Here is an 18,119-nt window from a genome sequence, read left to right as displayed (position 1 = left end):
AAGCCGGACGCCGGGACGTCGAGGTGGAGATCGCCGAGGAGACGGGTCCGCACAGGCCACCCTCCGCCGCGACCACCGCCGCATCCGAAGAAGCCACGGGGGGCACTGTCGAGGAGGCAACGAGTTGACCGCGCCGAGTACCTTCGGACTGAGCAGTGAAGCCCGCAATCTGCACTGGCTGCTGACCAATCTCGTCGAGGAGGTTCCCGGCATCCTCTCGGTCGCGGTGGTCTCCTCCGACGGCCTGCTGCTGCTCTCCTCGGACCCCGATCTCGCGAAGGCCCGGACGGACCCGCGCGGGTCGGCCGATGCCGCCGGGGCACCCGGGGCGAAGGCCGGGAGGCGCGCCGGCCCGCGCGGCTCCGCCGCCGATCTGGCCACCGTCGTCTCGGGCATCGGCAGCCTCACCGTCGGCGCCGCCAAGCTGATGGACTACGGCCCGGTCCGGCACACCATGGTGGCGATGGACGAGGGCAGTCTGTTCGTGATGTCGATCAGTGACGGCTCGCTGCTCGGTGTGCACGGCACCGCGGACGTCGACATGAGCGTGGTGGCGTACCACATGGCGCTGTTCGTGGGCAGGGCCGGCCATGTCCTGACCCCCGAACTCCGCAGCGAACTGCGCACGTCCATGGAGAACACAGCCATGGAGAACACAGCCCTGGAGAACGAGTCCACCGGGAGTCCCCGTTGAGCGGTAAGCCCAGGAAGAACCTCCCGGTCCGTGGCGGTGACCGAAAACCCGCCAGGGTCCGCCCCTATTCGGTCACCGGCGGCCGTACCCGCTTCGGCCATGTGCTCCTCGTCGAGACGTTCGTGGCGAGCACCGCCGAGCTGGAGGCCGCCGAGGAGCGCAAGGAGCTGCCGAAGGGCTCGCTGAAGTCGACGGTGATGCCGGAGCTGCGGGCCATCGTCGAACTGTGCCGCCGTATGCGAACGGTGGCCGAGATCGCCGCGCTGCTGAGGATGCCGCTCGGTGTGGTCCGCGTTCTCCTGAGCGACCTCGCGGACCAGGGAAAGATCCGTGTCTACGGAACGGGGACCGGCCACGGCACGGGCCGCCCGGACCGCGCGCTGCTGGAAAGGGTGCTGAGTGGACTCCGCCGTCTCTGACGCAGCTCAAGGCGTCACCCCGCTCGTCGAGGACGACGAGCCGTTGCTGCCCTGGCAGACGGACCGTACCCGCGCCCCGATCGCCACGAAGATAGTGGTGGCCGGCGGTTTCGGCGTCGGCAAGACCACGCTGGTCGGCACCGTCTCGGAGATCAAGCCTCTGGAGACCGAGGCGCTGATGACCGAGGCGAGTGCCGGGACCGACGACCTCACCGCCACGCCGGACAAGCTCACCACCACCGTGGCCATGGACTTCGGCCGGATCACGCTCGACGACGACCTGGTGCTCTACGTCTTCGGCACCCCCGGTCAGCAGCGGTTCTGGTTCATGTGGGACGACCTGGTGCGCGGCGCGATCGGTGCCGTCGTCATGGCCGACACCCGCCGGCTCAAGGACTGCTTCCCGGCGCTCGACTACTTCGAGAGCTGCGGACTGCCGTACGTCGTCGCGGTCAACCACTTCGACGAGACCGAGCTGTTCGAGCCGGACGACGTGCGGGAGGCGCTCACCATCCCCTCCCGCATACCTGTCATGATCATGGACGCGCGGCGCCGGATCTCGGTCATCGAGACCCTCCTGTCCCTGGTGGGTCACGCGCTCGAGGAAACCCCGGAGTAATCCGGAAGCCCCTGCCCGGCTTCCGAAAGCCCTCGTCCAGCTTAGGAGAACCCCGCATGCGGAAGATACTCGTCGTCGGAGCCGGCCAGTCCGGTCTCCAGCTCGCCCTCGGCCTGCAGTCACACGGGTACGAGGTCACCCTGATGTCCAACCGGACCGCGGACGAGATCCGCACCGGACGGGTGATGTCGACGCAGTGCATGTTCCACACGGCCCTGCAGCACGAGCGCGATCTCCAGCTGAACTTCTGGGAGTCCCAGGCCCCGAAGATCCAGGGGCTCGGCGTCTCGGTCGCGGCCCCCGGCTCGCACGACCCGGGCCCGACGCAGCGCGCGATCGACTGGCTGGGCAGGCTCGACGGTTTCGCACAGTCGGTCGACCAGCGGGTGAAGATGGCGGGCTGGATGGAGACGTTCGCCCAGCGCGGCGGCCAGTTGGTCATCCACGGCGCGGCCGTCGGCGACCTCGACTACTTCTCCCGTACGTACGACCTCGTGCTCGTCTCCGCCGGCAAGGGCGAGCTCGTGCAGATGTTCGGCCGCGACGCGTCGCGCTCCCCGTACGCCGAGCCGCAGCGCGCCCTCGCGGTGGCCTACGTCCACGGGCTCGCCCCGCGCCCGGAGCACCCGGACACGGAGGCGGTCCGCTGCAACATCGTCCCCGGGGTCGGCGAGATGTTCATCATGCCGACGCTGACCACCTCGGGCCGCGCCGACATCCTGTTCTGGGAGGGCGTACCCGGCGGCCCGCTGGACGTCTTCAAGGACGTCAAGGACCCGGCGGAGCACCTCTCCCTGACCCTGGAACTCATGGAGAAGTTCCTCCCCTGGGAGTACGCGCGGGCCACCAAGGTCGAACTGACCGACGCCGGCGGCACCCTCGCCGGCCGCTACGCCCCGACCGTCCGCAACCCCGTCGGCACGCTGCCCGGCGGCGGCCTGGTCCTCGGCGTCGCCGACGTGGTCGTGGCCAATGACCCGATCACCGGCCAGGGCTCCAACTCCGCGTCCAAGTGCGCCGCTTCGTACCTCGTCTCCATCATCGAGCGCGGCGAGGCGCCGTTCGACGAGGCGTGGATGCGGGGGACCTTCGACCGCTACTGGGACACCGCCCAGCACGTCACCAAGTGGACCAACGCCATGCTGGCCCCGCCGCCCGAGCACGTCCTCACCGTCCTCGGCGCCGCCGGGGGGCTCCAGCCCGTCGCCGACCGGTTCGTCAACTGCTTCGACGATCCGGCCGACCTCGAGAACTTCTTCTACGACCCGGAGAAGGCCGGCGCCTACCTGGCGGAGGTCTCGGGGGCCGTGGGAGCGTAACCGGGCGCATCCCCCCGGTCGGGTCCCCCCGTCGCCCCCTCGGGGAGCTCGGGACGCACATAGCGCCGCAAGGGCTCCCCGTCCGGGTCGGGGCGTACGGCGCCCAGGACCGGGTTGGCCGCGATCGGGGAGACCTTCACCCGCGCGCCGGGCCGGGGCGCGTGCACCACCATGCCGTCGCCGAGGTAGAGGGCGACATGCGTGGCGTCGGGGAAGTACACGACGAGGTCACCCGGCCGCAGTTCGTCCAGCGGTACCCGCTTCAGCCGCGCCCACTGCTCCTGACTGGTCCGGGGCACCGGCGTCCCGGCCGCACCCCACGCCTCGGAGGTCAGCCCCGAGCAGTCGTACGCCTCGGGGCCCTCGGCGCCCCACTCGTACGGCTTCCCGATCTGCTCCACCGCGTACCGCAGGGCCCGGTCACCCACCGCGGAGGGCGTGCGCCCGGCACCGGGAACGCCCGGGGCGGGAACGCCCGGTCCGGGAGCACCCGGTCCGGGAACGCCCGGGGCGGGAACACCCGGTCCGGGAGCACCCGGTCCGGGAGCACCCGGTCCGGGAGCACCCGGTCCGGGAACGCCCGGGGCGGGAACACCCGGTCCGGGAGCACCCGGTCCGGGAACGCCCGGGGCGGGAACGCCCGGGGCGCCCGGCGCGCCGAGGGCTCCGGAAGCAATGAACTTCGCCTGGTCCTCGGCCGCTTCGGTCCGTTCCAGCTCGGCCAGGGCGGCCAGCCGGTCGGGGGTGAGCGAGGCGAGCAGTTCCTCGACCTCGCCGAGCCGCTCGCGCACCGCGTCGCGCTGCTTCCCGCGCAGCTCGGCGAGGGCGAGCTGGTCGTCGAGCGCCTTGCGGGCCCGCCGGGCGAGTGCGTCGGCCCGCTGCTCGCTGCCGGTCAGCCGGCCCACCGTGTCCGCGCGGCTGCGCGCCAGCCGCCCGATCACATGCCCCTGGTCGAGCGCGTGCTGCGGATCGCGGGCCAGCAGCAGCCGTACGTACGGGGAGATCCCGGTGCTGCTCTGGTACTGCTGCCGGGCCAGCCGCCCGGCCGCGCCCCGGCTGTCGTGCAGGGAGAGCCGGGCGGCGGCGAGGGCACGGTCCAGCCGCCGCGTCTCGGCGCGCTGCTTCGCCAGTCGCTCCTCGGTGGCGTTGTAGGCCTCGGTGGCCTTCCCGGTCTCGCGGTACAGGCGCTGAAGGTCCGTCAGTAGTCCGGCGATGGACCGGTCATCGGGAGGTGGCGCCTCGACGGCGGCCGCACTGTCCCCGGAAAGCTCCGTCGCGGTACTCCCCGGCGGCTGTGGAAGGGCCGTCGCGGACCCCGGTGCGAGAACGGTGCCGGCCGCGACCGCCACCGCACACGCCAGACGCAGAAGCATTCCTGACACGCCATCACCTCCGACGCGGGCGGCTCCTCCGCTCCGCATCGCGAGCATCCGGCGGTCCGGCCGGGTCCGCTCGCCGGGTGTGCGCGGTTCGGCGCAACGGCGTCACCCGTCGGTGTCGTCCGGCTTGCCACGCGGCGTGGCGTCCGGAGCGGCGGCCGGATCGCGGGTGCGCCCGGACCACGGCCACCTCGGGCGGTCGGCCGTCGCCGCCCCGTCCGGGTCGTACAGGTACTTCCACCCCTGGGCCAGCCCGAGCCGGCCGCTCTGCCCCCGGGGCACGCGCCGGTAGACCAGCACCGTGGTCGGGCCGCCGTCCGGGGCCGGGACGGGGATGCGGTACGTCTTGGGCGGGTGCCCGGTGATGCCCAGCAGCACGGGCAGGACGCGCCCGTCCATGGGCCCGCCCTCGAAGGGGGTGTCCTGTCTTTTCACGGCACCAGTGTCGGCCATGCCCCCACGTCGGGCGTCCACCGGCCGTCCGTCCCGCCGGTCGCTGCCGCAGGGTTCTCCGTCGCGCCGGCCGTCCGTCCGACGGGTCAGCCGGCCACCGACAGCGCCCGGACGAGGACCCCGGTCTCCGCGTCGCGCCGCGCGGTCACCTCCAGGGCGGCCAGGAACTGCTCCACGAGCCAGTCCCGCAGCTCACCGACGGGCAGCGGCCTGTCCTCGTCGAGCCAGATCAGCGAGGCCGCCTCCACGGCGGTGATCCACATCCGGATGGTCATCCGCAGCCGGGGCCCCGGCTCGGCGACCCCGAGATGGCTGAGGATGTGCTCGGCGGCGGCCCGGCGCACCCCGTCGACGATGGCGGTGGTACGGGAGGTCTCCACGACGCTCCCGCCCTGCAGCAGCGCGCTGAACCCGGTGCCGTGCCCGTCGACGAAGGCGAGATACCGGTCGAGCGCCCTGGACAGCCGGGGCAGCAGCGGGCCCTCGCGGGGCTCGTCGAAGCAGTCCCGCAGCTCGTCGGCGGCGGACCGGAGCGCCGCCTCGTACAGCTGCTGCTTGCCGCCCGGGAAGTACCGGTACACCAGGGGCCGCGACACCCCGGCGGCCTCCGCCACGTCGTCCAGCGACACCTCGTCGGGCGCGCGGTGGGCGAAGAGGGACAGCGCGGCGTCGAGCAGCTGTCTGCGCCGCTCCTCGACGCCGAGGCGCCGGTAGGCGGGGGTGGGGGCCGGCGGGGTCATGCCCCGCAGCGTAACCGCCCGCCCTCGGCGGCTGCCCGGGCGCCCGCCCCCCGACGCCGGCCGGTGCCCTACGCCGGCAGCCCGGACGACTTCCACAACCGTGGTCCGGTTCCGTGCGGTGCGTTGATGTTGTTCAGGCTGTGTCGGTGTGCGGTTTCGCCGGGTGGCGGTGAGTCGCTCGGTGGGTGCCGGGGGGCGGTGTCCAGGCCAGTAGGCCGGACGACTTCCACAGCCGTCGTCCGGCCCCGCGCAGCACACCGATGTCGTCCAGGAAGTCCGTGAGCCGCTTCGAGCCCTGCTGCATCACGTCCCGCCGGTGCGCGCCGGCCCTGACCTGGGCGACGGCCTCGCGCTTGTCCAGCCCGACGTTCGTGTAGACGTCCGGGTTGATGAACGCCACCGAGAAGACGCGGGCGAACTCACCGGAGGTGACCCGGGTGAACTCCTGCGACCACCTCGGCGCGGTCACCATCTGGCGTCGCAGCTCCTCACGGGCGTAGCGCACATGCCGGGCCTCCTCGACGACGTGGATGCGCGTGACGCCCCGGATCAGCGGCTGGACCCGCTCGTCCGGGAAGGTCAGCCGCTGCATCCAGTCCAGGACCTCCTCGCCGAGCAGGGTCGCCGTGAAGGAACCGGGCGTGGTGGAGACGGTCTTGAACAGCCGTCCGAGGCGCTGGTGCGCCGGGCCCACCGGGTACCACGGGGTGCCGCCGCGGGTGATCAGCCGGGCGAACATCTTGGAGTGCCGGCACTCGTCCTCGATCTCGGTGAGCGCGTACCGCACATGCGCGCTCGTGGCCGCCTTGTCGTAGATGTGCCGCACGAGCAGCTGCATCAGGATCAGCTCGAACCAGATGCCGAGCGAGGCGAGCGCCGCCGCCTCGTGCCGCGACAGCCGGATGCGCTGTTCCTCGCTCATCCGCTTCCACAGCGGGGTGCCGTACAGCGAGACCAGCTCCGGCGGCCAGAACCACAGGCCCTCCTCGAAGGGCGCGTCCCAGTCCAGCTCCTCGTCCGGGTCGAAGGAGTGCTCGGCGGAGGCGTCGAGCAGCCGCTGGGCCACCTGCTCCCGGTCCTTGAGCAGGCCGAGCGCGTCGCGCAGCCCGTCGAGGGCGTCGGTATCCGTCAGAGGCTGGGTCGTCATGGCGGTCTCACCTCAGGGTGCTGCGGGACGGTGTGGGACGGTCCGGTCGGGCGGCGTCAGAGGAACGCACCTGTGTTACCGGCGGTACACCGTTTTATGAGACTGCTTGTCAGCAAGCTCGTCAATCCCCTGCGCGGAACCTGTCGCAGGACGGTCCGCCCGGGGTGGGCGTCAACGACGCGCCCTCCGGATCACCTCATGGAGCGGCGAATCGGTGTGCACCCTGGGTAGGCTGATGGTGCCGGTCGGACTCCAGCACACGAGAGCAATCATGAGCGCCGCACGTGACTCCGAACCGGACGACGACTACGAGTGGCCCCGTCCGCCGCAGGACGGCTGGACGGCGGACGACCTCGACACGCTTCCCAACCTGCCTCCGCACACGGAGCTGACCGACGGGAGCCTCCGTGCCGACAGGTTCAGCATCAGCCACGCATCGCCGAAGACGGCCGCATCGGTGGCGTCCCCCTCCTCGTCCCGCAGTCCGTTCCGGAGCCGCCGGACGAAGCCGTCGGCGGTCTCGGCGTCCGCGTTCACCGGGCGATGTCTACGACGTCAGCACCGCCTCCATCACCGCCCGCGCGATCGGAGCCGCCGTGCCGCCGCCGCTGATCTCCCGGCGGCCGGCCACCGCTTCCTCCACCACGACCGCCACCGCGACCTTCGCCTCCGCGTCCCCGTCACCCTGCGCCCAGGACACGAACCAGGCATATGGCGTACCGGAGTTGCCGATGCCGTGCTGGGCGGTGCCGGTCTTGCCGCCGACCACGGCACCGCGGATCGCGGCGTTCGTGCCCGTGCCCTCCTCCACCACCCCACGCATCAGCTCCCGCATCCGCAGCGCCGTCGACGGGTACATGGCCCGCCGGGACTGCCCCGGGCCGGCCGCCGACACCGTGCCGCCGCCCGCCCGGGTCGTCCGCTCCACCAGATACGGCTCCCGTACGTACCCGTTGTTGGCGACGGCCGCCGCGACCATCGCCATCTGCAGGGGAGTGGCCCGCGTGTTGTACTGACCGATCGACGACAGCGCGAGCTGCGCCCGGTCCATCGTGGTGTCGAAGGTGCTGCGCGCCACCGGGAACGGCACCCGCAGCCCCTCCTCGTTGAAACCGAAGCCCTCCGCCGTGGCCGTCAGGTTCGCCAGGCCCGTGGTCACCCCCAGCTTGGCGAACACGGTGTTGCAGGACCAGATGAACGCCTCCCGCACCGAGGCGTCCGCGCAGCCCCGGGACTCGTTCGTCAGCCGCGTCGTCGTCCCCGGCAGGGTGTAGGGCGCGGGGGAGTCCGTCGGCGCGTCCAGGTCGGTGACCACGCCCGCGTCCAGCGCCGCCGCCGCGGTGACCACCTTGAACGTCGAACCCGGCGGATACGTCTGCCGCACGGCCCGGTTCAGCATCGGTTTGTCCGGATCGGTGTTCAGCCGGGCCCAGGCCTGCCGCGCCGCCGCCCCGTTCCCGGACAGCAGCTCCGGCTCGTACGACGGGACGGACACCAGCGCCAGGATCCGCCCGGTCGACGGCTCCACCGCCGCCACCGCGCCCTTGCGCGAGCGCAGCCCCTCGTACGCGGCCCGCTGGGCGGCCGGGCGGATCGTCGTGACGACGTCGCCGCCCGCGTTGCGGGAGCGGGTGAAGTCGTTCCACAGCGGCAGCGGCTGGAGCAGCGGGTCGGTGCCCGCCAGCAGTCCGTCCTCCGTGTGCTCCAGCAGGGTCGTCCCGTACTCCTGTGAGGCGAAGCCGGTCACCGGCGCGTACAACGGGCCGTCGGTGTAGGTCCGTTCGTAGCGCAGATGCTCCCCGGTGTCCCGCGAGCCGGTGACCGGGCGGCCGTCGACCAGGATGTCGCCGCGCGGCTGGTGGTAACGGGCGATGGTGTCACGACGGTTGGCCGGGTTGTCGTCGTAGGCATCGGCATGCAGCACCTGGACGCGGGTGGCGTTCACCAGCAGGGCGAACAGCAGCAGCGCGCAGAACACGGCGGCACGCCGGATGTACCGCGTCATGAACCCGTACCTCCGTTCGTCCCGCCGGGCAGCGGACGTCCGCCCCCCTGGCGCCATGCCGAATCGCTCAGCCGGACCAGCAGCGCCACGATCGCCCAGTTGGTGACGACCGACGAACCCCCCTGCGCCAGGAACGGCATCGCCATCCCGGTCAGCGGGATCAGTCCCGTCACCCCGCCCGCGATCACGAACACCTGGAGGGCCACGATCGCGGCCAGCCCCACGGCGAGCAGTCGGCCGAACGGGTCGCGCAGCGCGAGGCCGGTCCGGTAGCCGCGCTCCACCAGCAGCCCGTACAGCAGGAAGATTGCGGAGAGCCCGACGAGACCCAGCTCCTCACCGGCCGTGGCCAGGATGAAGTCGGACTTGACCGCGAAGCCGATGAGCACGGAATGCCCGAGCCCCAGCCCCGTGCCGAGCAGCCCGCCCTCCGCGAAGGCGAACAGCGACTGCGCCAGCTGGTTCGGGCCCTCGCCCGCCTCGATCGAGGCGAACGGATTCAGCCAGGTCTCGATCCTGCTGTGCACATGAGGTTCCAGCCGGCCCACGGCCACCGCGCCCAGCGACGCCAGCAGCAGGCCGACGGCGAGCCAGCCGGTACGGCCGGTGGCGACGTACAGCACGACGACGAACAGGCCGAAGAACAGCATCGACGTGCCGAGGTCCCGTTCCAGGACCAGCACGCCCACGCTCACCAGCCACACGGCGACGATCGGTCCGAGCACCCGCCCGGTGGGCAGTTGCAGCCGCCAGAACCGGCGGCCGGCATAGGTGAGCGCGCCGCGGTTCTCCGCCAGGTACGCCGCGAAGAACACCGCGAGCAGCACCTTCGCGAACTCTCCCGGCTGGATGGAGAACCCGGCGACCCGGATCCAGATACGGGCCCCGTTCACCGCGGGGAAGAGGATCGGCGCCGTGAGCAGGGCGAGCGCCGAGGCGGCGCACACGCGGGTGAAGCACCGCAGCACCCGGTGGTCGCGCAGTAGCAGGACGACCGCGATGAACAGCGCCACGCCCAGCGTCGACCACACCAACTGGGTCGGGGCGGCCTCGTCGCCCGGTGTCTCCAGGTCGAGCCGGTAGATCAGCACCAGGCCGAGCCCGTTGAGCAGGACGGCGATGGGGAGCAGGAGCGGGTCGGCCCCGGGTGCCCTGAAGCGCACCGCCAGATGCGCGACCAGCGCGAGCACGCCGAGCCCGGCGCCGTAACCGGCGGCGCCGGGCGGGACGGAGCCGTTCCTGGCGTAGCCGACGGCGCAGTAGCCGTACACCGACAGCAGGACGGCCAGGACGAGGAGGGAGAGTTCGACGCCACGGCGCGGGGGGAGGGGAGCGGTGGGCGTGGGCGGATCAGCCGTCGCCAGGGAGATTCCGGCCTTGCTCATGTTCGGAACCTACCTATATATGACCCTTTGCGTGCTGCGCCCGTCAGCACCAGCGTGGCGCGGGCCCGATGTTGTCGACGTGGCGGGCGGCGCCCCGGGCCCGGGTTCCGCCGTCGGTGACCAGGTACCAGGGCGGGTTGCCCTGGACGCCGTCCCCGCCGACCTTGCGGTGGATCGAGACGACATCGCCTTTGCGGGCGTACCGGATGACCCGTGAACCGCGGTCCGGCGAGGTGCGCAGGGCGAGCGAGGGCGCCGTGATGGCACCCTTGTGCCGGCCGTGGTCGCCGTGGTTGCCGTTGCCGCCTCCGCTGTTGCCGCCGCCACCGTTGTCGCCGTTGCCCCAGTCGCCGCCGCCGTTGCCGCCCTGCCGGCTCCAGCCCGGCTCGTCGTCATCGCCCAGTGTGTCGCTCGCGATGGCGGGGGCGACGGCCGCGAGGGCCAGGGTGCCGGCAGCCGGCGTCATCGGCAGGCGGCGGAGAGGACGGGGACGCGAGGCGAGCAGTGCGTGCCGTGGCATGAAATGCCCCCATATGAGGGCGAAAGGTTGCAAGGTGAATAATCGCCCCATCAGGAGCAGCCCTCCGCCCGCCCGCCTTGGCGCGCCCTCGGAGACGGTCGTCCGGATCACCCCGCGTCGTCGCTGGTGACAGCCCCGTGCTGAGGAAGCGTCAGGACGGCCGACGCGCACACCCCACGGCGTCCCCCCTACTCCGTCAGCTCCTCCAGCAGCCGGGCCGTCGTCAGCCCGGCCCGCAGGTAGTCGACGAACAGGTCGTTGTGCAGGGCCCAGCCCGAGCGGCGGGCCCGGATCAGCCGGATCGCCTCCTCGGCGGAGCTGCCCCGGCGCATCAGCGCGTGCGCGACGACCAGTCCTGAGCGGTTGTACCCGTGATAGCAGCGCACCAGGACCTTGCGTTCTTCGTCCAGCGCCTCGCACGCCGCCTCGGCGAGCCGGATGACCCCCAGGAGCTGGGTCCCGTCGAGCGGCCCGTCCGGGATCGGCCACACATGGTGCTCGACCCCGGGGTCCGGTCCGTGCCCCGGCAGCCGCAGCAGCGTCTGCACAAGATCGAACTCCTGGCGCACGGATGCGAACTCCAGCCGCCCGGTCCGGGCCCTGAACTGGTGCCCGCCCATCCACAGACCGGGCACGATCTCGTCCCACGGAGTGTCCGGTGCCGGTACGTCGGGTTGCTTCCCGCGGGTATGCAACGGCGCCTCCCCAGCATCACGGCCCAATGGCTCTCAAAGGTAGCCGGGTTCTTGCCCCTGGAGCACCCGCCTGTTCCCATGGAAGGTGGGGTGATGGTGCATGAACGGTCTGCGCGTCGTACCGGCCTGGCGGCACGGTCAGGAGCGGCTGTACGTCTGCCTCCCGGACGGCGGGAACATCGCCTGGTACGACCGTGACGCGGCCAGGGTAAACCTGCTCGACGAGGACCGCGAGGCGGAGGTGCTCGAAGCGCTCGGCCCCTTCCTCACCGGCCCGGTCGTGGTCGGCCCGCCCCCGGTCCCCACCCCCGCCGAGCTGGCACGACTCACCCTCCACCCCGACGACGACCTCGCCCCGAACCGTCCCGGCGAGGCCCTCCTGGTCGCGCTCGACCGCGACCCCGGCCCGGCCCACCGCCTTCGCACCGACCCGCGTCACCGGGCACTCGAGGCGGAGCGGACGGTGGGCGAGGCCCTGGACCGCATGGACGGCCTGGGGGTACGCGCCCTGCACTCGATCCCGCTCCCCGGCGGCGACCGCGTCCACCACCTGGTGATCGGCCCCGGCGGGCTGTACGCCGTACACGCCGTGTACGCCCGCAGGCAGCGGGTGACGGTCGCCGACCCGCTGGTCGCCCTCGGCCACCGCGAGCCGCACCCCGTGCTGCGCCGTGTCCGCGCCGACGCCGACCGGGTCTCGTACGCCCTGACCGCGGAGGTCCACCCGGTGCTCGTCCTGGTCGGAGCGGCGCACGTGACGGTGAGGACCCCGCCGCGCGAGGTGCGCGTCCTGACGGACGGCGAGGTGGAGCACTTGGGCGACCTGGGGGGCGTACTGAAACCGGCCGACGTGGAGGCCCTGCACGCGATGGCACGGGACCGGAACACCTGGGTCCGGCTCTGAGCGGGGCGGGATCGGCCGACCGGGCGGGCTGACCGGGCGGGTGGAGCGCGGGCCGGGCGGAGCCGACGGGGCATGCCGAACAGGCCGGGCGGGCTGAGTCGACCGAACGGGGTGGGGCGGGCCGGCCGGGGCGGCCAGGTCCTGGACCCGACGGCGGCCCTGGAGAGCAGCGTCCGCGCCGCCCACGCGTCACGGAGCGGGGAAGCAGGGCGGGGACAAGGGCCGGGGGCGGTGAGTCCGGCGGGGAGATCGAGGTCGCATCTCTCCGGCAGCGCAGGTCCGCCCACCGGACACCCGAGCAGACCGGCGGCAAGAAGTCGACGTCCCCGGCCTCGACGGCGCGCAGAACCCCGGCCAAGAAGACCACCCCGCGCAAACGGTCGGCCTGACCCGGCATCGGGCGACCGCCGGCGCTCGTGGGCGGTTGCCGACGGTCGCCCGCGGTCGCCCGCGGCTGCGGGACAGGGAAACGGCGTTCACCCGTACGGCGGTTGATGGATCCCGGGGCCCGTGTTCCGCGTCTTCCTCCAGGGCTGTGCTTCCATGTGCGTGATCTGTCGGACCTGTGTGCATGTCAGGGACGGCCGGTCGTACGCACATTCACGGACACCGGTGGAGGGCATGACCGAGGACGATTTCGACGCTTTCTACGCGGCCGCGTTCCCCCGTCTGACCGGTCAGCTCTTCGCCTTCACGGGGGACCTGGGCGAGGCTCAGGACGTGGTCCAGGAGGCGTTCGTACGGGCCTGGGACCGGCGCCACAAGCTTCAGGCCGACGGGGCGCCCGAGGCATGGGTACGCACGGTCGCCATGCGTCTCGCGGTCAGCCGCTGGCGCCGCGCGCGACGCTGGCTGGAGCTGGTGCGCCATTCCGCGCTGCCGGAAACGACCCCCGGCCCCGGTCCCGAACGTGCCGCGCTGGTCGCCGCGTTGCGTGAACTGCCCGAGCACCAGCGCATGGCGGTCGTCCTTCACCATCTGTGCGACCTCAGCGTCGAACAGGTAGCCTCCGAGACCGGTGCACCCGTGGGAACGGTCAAGGCCAGGCTGTCCCGGGGGCGGGCGGCACTGGCCAAACAGCTGGCGGTGGACGAGGCCGAGGAGCCGGCCTGGAGGGAGGGTGGCCGTGTCGGATGAACTCGCCGCAGCGTTGCGCGAGTTGGCGGAGGCGCACGAGGTCCCGTCGCCCGTACCGGCCGCCGAGGTCCGCACCCGGGCGCGACGCCGCTCCCGCCGTCGCCGGACCACCCTCCGCCTCGGCCTGGCGACGTCGGTGGCCGGCATGCTGGCGACGATCGGACTCACCGTGCACGCCGAGGAGTCCGGCGAGGACCCGCACACCCCGGCCACCTCGTCCGGCACCGAGGCGATCGGCACGTCGACGTCCAGCCCCCGGGCACCCGAGGCGGCGACCAACCGGTCGGCCGGCACCGAGGAGGCCGTCCTCGACCTGGGCCGCCACACCCTCACGTTCGACGGCCGTGTCATGCGCGTCGACTCGCACTTCTTCGCCACGCTGCTGCCGCCGGACCGCGAACTGACCGTGCGGGCCAAGCACGAGACCATGCTGCTGCGGGGCGACGCGAGGGCCGAGAACCGCTACGAGGCCAAGGTCCCGTACGTGGTGGAACTGCGCACCGGTGACCGGCCGCCGGTCTACGCGGGCGCCCTCGCCTTCGACACCAGATCCCTGGGCGCCCTCGACGCCAGGACGTACTGGCTGGGCCTGAGCGTCAGCGACGCGCGATGGTTCTACACCCGCGTCCGGCAGGGCGAACACGTCGAGATCACCTCCATGGCCGCCCCGACCCCGCCCGCACCGACGCCGAACCCGACCGACGGGGCGAACCCCGAACCCGAAACCGCAACCTCCCGACCACGGACCTGACTGATCACGGACCTGACTGATCACGGACCTGACCGACCGCAGGGCAGGGTCAGCGGATCAGCTGCCGGAGGAACGAGCTCAGAGCGGTGGTGAGTTCGGCGGGTGCGTCGTCGAGGGGCCCGCCTTCCCGGTGCCGTCAGGGGTGGTGACCGGATTTTTCGGTCCCAGCGGTGCCGGGAAGTCGGCCACCCTGCGGATGATGCTCGGCCGCACCGGCCCGGACGCCGGATCTCTCCTCGCGAAGCCGCATGCCCGCGATCACGCCCCACCGGTCGTCATCGCCTGCGAGAGCGGCCCTGCGAACGCGGAATGCCCGCCTGACGAGCGAGGAACACCCGTCCGGCGAACACGGTCCGGCCCACGGCCACGAGGGATCGCGGGCCGGCCTCCGGAACGGGCCGGCTCACTACCCCTTGACCGCACCCGACGTCAGCCCCCGGATGAACGAGCGCTGGAGGGCCAGGAAGGCGAGTACCGACGGCAGCATGGCCAGGAACGCGCCCACGAGCAGCACGCCGATGCCCACCTGGTCGTCCGAGCGCATGGAGCGCAGGGCCAGCGGCAGGGTGTACTGGGCCGGGTCCGTGGCGACCAGCAGGGGGAGCATGTACTGGTCCCAGATCATGGTGAAACCGAAGATGCCGATGACGCCCAGGGCGGGGCGGCACAGGGGCAGCACGACCTGCCAGAAGATGCGGAACTCGCCCGCGCCGTCCAGCTTCGCCGACTCCTCCAGCTCCTTGGGGATCTCCTTCATGAACTCGGTCATGACCAGGATGGAGAAGCCCCACGCCGCCACCGGCACGATCATGCCGGCCAGCGAACCGACCAGGCTGATGTGCAGCACCGGCAGATCCGCCAGCAGGACCGACAGCGGTACGGCCAGCACCTCCTCCGGCAGCATCATCGTCGCCAGGACGACCACCAGCACCGCCGCCGAACCGCGGAAGCGCTTACGGGCCAGGGCGTAGCCGGCTAAGACGCTGACCAGGACCTGCAGGGCCAGGCCACCGCCGACCACGATGAAGGAGTTGAGGAGGTAGTCCAGGACGCCCCGGTCGATCGCCCGTTCCAGGTTGTCGAGCGACAGCCGGTCGGGGAACAGGGTGAACTGCGTCGGGTCCACGGTCGGCGTGAAGGCGCCGATCATCAGTGCCAGCAGCGGCCCCGCGAAGATCGCGAAAAGGACGGTGTACAGGGCGAACCGGGCAACCCGGGCCCATGGTCCGCGTGCCTCCTGCAGGCCGAGCGCGGTCTCGTTCCTCATCGGGCCTTCCTCCTGCGCAGTCGCGCCGCGACGGTCAGCACCAGCAGAACCAGGAACAGCAGGACGGTCCCGGCCGCCGCCACGCCCAGCTCGTTGCGTTCGAGTCCGAGCTTGTACGTGAGCGTCAGCAGCACCTCCGTCGAGCCGTCCGGCCCGCCGTTGGTGAGCAGGAACACCTCGGTGAAGATCCGCAGGCCCCGGATCGCCGCCAGGGTCAGCAGGATCGCGAACACCGGCCGCAGGCCGGGCAGCGTGACGTGCCAGATCCGGCGGAAGCGCGAGGCGCCGTCGACCGCCGACGCCTCGTACAGCACCCGGTCCACGCCGGCCAGCCCCGCCAGGAAGATCATCATGTCGTAGGGGGCGCCCCGCCAGATGCCGACGAAGGCGATGGACGCCAGTGAGCTGTCCGGTGAGTTGAGGAACTCGCTCGGCCCCAGGCCGAAGACGGACAGCACCGAGTTCAGCGCCCCGCCCTCGGCCGGGTAGTACATGACCCGCCACACCTCGGCCACCACCGCCATGGCCGTGACCACCGGCAGGAAGACCGCCGACCGGATGAACCACAGGCTCCGGGTCTGTCCCTCCAGCAGCAGCGCCAGCGCGAGACCGAGCACGATCGACCCGGCGGTGGTCGCCACGGCCAGGACCACGGTGTGCCACACCGCCGCACCGAAGTCGGAACTCCCCGAGATCTCCGCGTAGTTCGCGCCGCCGACGTAGGTGTTGCCGAGGAACGGACGGACCTCCTCGAAGCTCATCCGCACGGCCTGGGCCATGGGGATGAACTTGAAGTACAGGAAGAGCAGCAGGGCCGGGGCCAGGAAGAGCCACGGTGTCGCGGCCCGTCGCAGCCGCACTTTCGCCGGCGGGCCCGCGCGGAGCGGGCGCCGGGTGTCCGGACCCGGTGACGTCCGTGCCTCGGTCACCGTCATTCGTCCTTGGCCCCCTGCTTCTCGAGCTCGGCGTCCAGCGCGTCCGCCAGTTCGCCCATCGCCTTGCCCACGTCGCGCGAGCATGTGGAGACGACGCCGTTCAGGCCCTCGGACGACATCTGCCGGATGGTGGACCAGTTGGGCAGGGCCGGCGCGTTGCGGCCGGACTTGTTGTAGACCTCCTGGAAGGTTTCCCAGCGCGGGTCCTTGCGCTCGGCGGCCCCGTCGACCGTCGTGTTGACCGGCAGCCGGACGATGATGCCGCCGTTGTCGACGCCGAGACCGATCTTCTGGCCGGCCGGGGAGGCGGCGAACTCGGCGTATTCCTGCTGGCCCTTCTCGTTGTCGGAGCCGGCCATCATGTAGACGTTCTCGCCCTCCGCCAGGACGGCCTCGCCGCCGGCGCCCGGCGGCGGCGCGATCACCTCGTACTTGTCCTTGCCGAGTGACCCGTCGAAGCGCGGCAGCATGTAGGGGCCGGTCAGGTAGATGCCGCCCTTGCCGCTCTCGAAGAAGGTGTGCGTGGTCGAGGAGTCGGCGGTACTGGCGCCGGGCTGCGCGACCTTGGAGTCGCAGAACATCGCCTGGAGCTTCTCGACCGCCTCGACCGAAGCGGGCTCGTCGATCGCGGATGCGTAGCCCTTGCCCTGTTCCCTGACGAAGTCGCCGCCCTCGGACCACAGCATGGTCGAGAACCACCAGGTCAGATAGCCACGGGTGGTGCTCCCGGGTATGACCATGCCGGCGGTGTCGTTCTTGCCGTTGCCGTCCGGGTCGTCGTCGGTGAACTTCACGGCCAGTTCGGTGAGTTCGTCCCAGGTCTTGGGAACGTCGGCGCCCACGGCCTCCCGCCAGTCCTTGCGCACCAGCAGCGCGAAGGCCTGCGAGTTGAAGGGCACGCCGTAGTACTTGCCGTCGTAGCCCTGGGCGGCCTCCCAGGCGCGGTCGGCGAGATCGGCGCTCCCGGCCACACCGTCGCGGTCGACCTCGCGGACCAGCCCCTGGGTCACCAAGTTGCCCAGCTGGCCTGTGTCGTTGATGACGATGTCCGGCAGGTTCCTCTGCGCGGTGCGCTGCTGGAGCTTGGTCTCGAAGTCCGTCACACCGACGGCGACCAGCTTCGCCTCGATGCCGCTCTCCTTGGTGAAGGCCTTGGTGAGGGCCTCGGCCGACTCCGCGGAGGGACTCCCCGCGTCCTGCCGGATCCAGACCTCCAAGGGCTGGGAGCCGTCCTGCTGGGCTGTGCCCCCCGAGGAACAAGCGGTGGCGGTGGCAGCGGTCACGGCGAGAACGGCGGCGAGAACGCCGGCTTGCCGCCCTCCTCTTGGCTTGCGGAGTTGCTTGGACACGAGTGGCTCCGTCCAGTGCGTACGGGCGAGGTGACCGGACTCTATGTACAGACGGCCCACTCCATCAAGACAGTGAACAGCATTTATGTACATGAACCGTGAGGGTGTGATCGGTGAGCAATCCGTCATGCGGACGGGGTGCGGGCGGAGGTGCGAGCAGGGGGCCATCGGGACGGCACGGTCCGATCGAAGGCCCGGTACGACACCCACCGTCACGTGGCCGGATATGCCGTAGAACCCGAAAGCCCCGAAGGTCTCGAGGGCCTCCGGGGCCGTCGTGCGGCAGCGGGGCGGATCAAGGCCGGGCCAGGCCAGGCCAGGCCGGTTCAGGCCGGTTCAGGACGCCCCGGCCGCCAAGTGGGCCCGCCGGCCGCCGAGAAGGGTGACGGCGGTACCGGCAC

At 71.8% G+C, this 18,119-nt stretch carries 17 protein-coding genes and 3 pseudogenes; 9 read left to right on the top strand and 11 right to left on the bottom strand.

Going from position 1 to position 18,119, the window contains the following annotated elements; all coding sequences use genetic code 11:
- The first annotated feature begins 124 nt into the window (after positions 1–124).
- The 4 genes from ACFP2V_RS18390 to ACFP2V_RS18375 are packed head-to-tail and all read left to right on the top strand — an operon-like array spanning position 125 to position 3,051.
- The gene (locus tag ACFP2V_RS18390; protein ID WP_381213109.1) at positions 125–694 is read left to right on the top strand and encodes a roadblock/LC7 domain-containing protein; all 570 of its coding nucleotides are present in this window, start codon (positions 125–127) and stop codon (positions 692–694) included.
- A complete protein-coding gene (locus ACFP2V_RS18385; protein ID WP_381213106.1) occupies positions 691–1,113 on the top strand; it encodes a DUF742 domain-containing protein in 423 nt (140 codons plus the stop codon). The genes ACFP2V_RS18390 and ACFP2V_RS18385 overlap by 4 nt, the downstream gene beginning before the upstream one ends.
- Complete coding sequence (locus ACFP2V_RS18380; protein WP_381213103.1) at positions 1,094–1,732, top strand: GTP-binding protein; 639 nt, start codon at positions 1,094–1,096, stop codon at positions 1,730–1,732. Before ACFP2V_RS18385 ends, ACFP2V_RS18380 begins: the two co-directional genes overlap by 20 nt.
- Before the next feature lie 56 nt (positions 1,733–1,788).
- Positions 1,789–3,051, top strand: coding sequence for a styrene monooxygenase/indole monooxygenase family protein (locus ACFP2V_RS18375; RefSeq protein ID WP_381213100.1), 1,263 nt, complete (start codon positions 1,789–1,791; stop codon positions 3,049–3,051).
- On the opposite strand, the gene ACFP2V_RS18370 is transcribed toward ACFP2V_RS18375, so the two are convergent.
- The 4 genes and pseudogenes from ACFP2V_RS18370 to ACFP2V_RS18355 form a co-directional block, all read right to left on the bottom strand.
- Positions 3,015–4,433, bottom strand: coding sequence for a C40 family peptidase (locus ACFP2V_RS18370; protein WP_381213097.1), 1,419 nt, complete (start codon positions 4,431–4,433; stop codon positions 3,015–3,017). The two genes, ACFP2V_RS18375 and ACFP2V_RS18370, sit on opposite strands and share 37 nt — an antisense overlap.
- 102 nt (positions 4,434–4,535) lie before the next feature.
- Positions 4,536–4,865: a ferredoxin reductase domain-containing protein gene (locus tag ACFP2V_RS18365; RefSeq protein ID WP_381213095.1), complete on the bottom strand. Its 330-nt coding sequence runs from the start codon at positions 4,863–4,865 to the stop codon at positions 4,536–4,538.
- Between the two features lie 104 nt (positions 4,866–4,969).
- Positions 4,970–5,623: a TetR/AcrR family transcriptional regulator gene (locus ACFP2V_RS18360; RefSeq protein WP_381213092.1), complete on the bottom strand. Its 654-nt coding sequence runs from the start codon at positions 5,621–5,623 to the stop codon at positions 4,970–4,972.
- A gap of 205 nt (positions 5,624–5,828) precedes the next feature.
- Positions 5,829–6,770, bottom strand: a pseudogene (locus tag ACFP2V_RS18355) (AurF N-oxygenase family protein); the annotation flags it as partial.
- Between the two features lie 271 nt (positions 6,771–7,041).
- Between ACFP2V_RS18355 and ACFP2V_RS18350 the strand changes: the two are divergent.
- Positions 7,042–7,176: pseudogene (locus tag ACFP2V_RS18350) on the top strand (Uma2 family endonuclease); the annotation flags it as partial.
- A 141-nt stretch (positions 7,177–7,317) separates the two neighbouring features.
- Here the strand turns inward: ACFP2V_RS18350 and ACFP2V_RS18345 are convergent.
- The 4 genes from ACFP2V_RS18345 to ACFP2V_RS18330 form a co-directional block, all read right to left on the bottom strand.
- The gene (locus ACFP2V_RS18345; RefSeq protein ID WP_381213089.1) at positions 7,318–8,775 is read right to left on the bottom strand and encodes a penicillin-binding transpeptidase domain-containing protein; all 1,458 of its coding nucleotides are present in this window, start codon (positions 8,773–8,775) and stop codon (positions 7,318–7,320) included.
- Complete coding sequence (locus ACFP2V_RS18340) at positions 8,772–10,160, bottom strand: FtsW/RodA/SpoVE family cell cycle protein (RefSeq protein WP_381213086.1); 1,389 nt, start codon at positions 10,158–10,160, stop codon at positions 8,772–8,774. The genes ACFP2V_RS18345 and ACFP2V_RS18340 overlap by 4 nt, the downstream gene beginning before the upstream one ends.
- A 43-nt stretch (positions 10,161–10,203) precedes the next feature.
- Complete coding sequence (locus ACFP2V_RS18335; protein ID WP_381213083.1) at positions 10,204–10,680, bottom strand: SH3 domain-containing protein; 477 nt, start codon at positions 10,678–10,680, stop codon at positions 10,204–10,206.
- A gap of 188 nt (positions 10,681–10,868) precedes the next feature.
- The gene (locus tag ACFP2V_RS18330; RefSeq protein WP_381213080.1) at positions 10,869–11,375 is read right to left on the bottom strand and encodes a protein-tyrosine phosphatase family protein; all 507 of its coding nucleotides are present in this window, start codon (positions 11,373–11,375) and stop codon (positions 10,869–10,871) included.
- Positions 11,376–11,475: 100 nt separating this feature from the next.
- On the opposite strand from ACFP2V_RS18330, the gene ACFP2V_RS18325 reads away from it, so the two are divergent.
- The 4 genes and pseudogenes from ACFP2V_RS18325 to ACFP2V_RS18310 all read left to right on the top strand — a co-directional run.
- Entirely contained in the window at positions 11,476–12,279 is an 804-nt protein-coding gene (locus tag ACFP2V_RS18325) for a nuclease-related domain-containing protein (protein WP_381213077.1), read from the top strand.
- Between the two features lie 621 nt (positions 12,280–12,900).
- Complete coding sequence (locus tag ACFP2V_RS18320; protein WP_381213074.1) at positions 12,901–13,416, top strand: SigE family RNA polymerase sigma factor; 516 nt, start codon at positions 12,901–12,903, stop codon at positions 13,414–13,416.
- Positions 13,406–14,167 (top strand): hypothetical protein, encoded by a 762-nt coding sequence (locus ACFP2V_RS18315; protein WP_381213071.1) that lies wholly within the window; start codon positions 13,406–13,408, stop codon positions 14,165–14,167. The genes ACFP2V_RS18320 and ACFP2V_RS18315 overlap by 11 nt, the downstream gene beginning before the upstream one ends.
- Before the next feature lie 130 nt (positions 14,168–14,297).
- Positions 14,298–14,402, top strand: a pseudogene (locus tag ACFP2V_RS18310) (ATP-binding cassette domain-containing protein); the annotation flags it as partial.
- 171 nt (positions 14,403–14,573) lie between these two features.
- Here the strand turns inward: ACFP2V_RS18310 and ACFP2V_RS18305 are convergent.
- Genes ACFP2V_RS18305 through ACFP2V_RS18295 form a run of 3 tightly spaced genes read right to left on the bottom strand, consistent with a single transcriptional unit; the run spans position 14,574 to position 17,718 of the window.
- Positions 14,574–15,434: a carbohydrate ABC transporter permease gene (locus ACFP2V_RS18305; RefSeq protein WP_381213068.1), complete on the bottom strand. Its 861-nt coding sequence runs from the start codon at positions 15,432–15,434 to the stop codon at positions 14,574–14,576.
- Complete coding sequence (locus ACFP2V_RS18300; protein ID WP_381213065.1) at positions 15,431–16,369, bottom strand: carbohydrate ABC transporter permease; 939 nt, start codon at positions 16,367–16,369, stop codon at positions 15,431–15,433. Before ACFP2V_RS18300 ends, ACFP2V_RS18305 begins: the two co-directional genes overlap by 4 nt.
- Entirely contained in the window at positions 16,366–17,718 is a 1,353-nt protein-coding gene (locus tag ACFP2V_RS18295; RefSeq protein ID WP_381213061.1) for an ABC transporter substrate-binding protein, read from the bottom strand. Before ACFP2V_RS18295 ends, ACFP2V_RS18300 begins: the two co-directional genes overlap by 4 nt.
- Positions 17,719–18,119 lie beyond the last annotated feature (401 nt).

Source organism: Streptomyces incanus (genome assembly GCF_042656345.1).
GTDB classification, from domain to species: domain Bacteria; phylum Actinomycetota; class Actinomycetes; order Streptomycetales; family Streptomycetaceae; genus Streptomyces; species Streptomyces incanus.
This window is presented reverse-complemented; position numbering and strand designations above follow the sequence as displayed.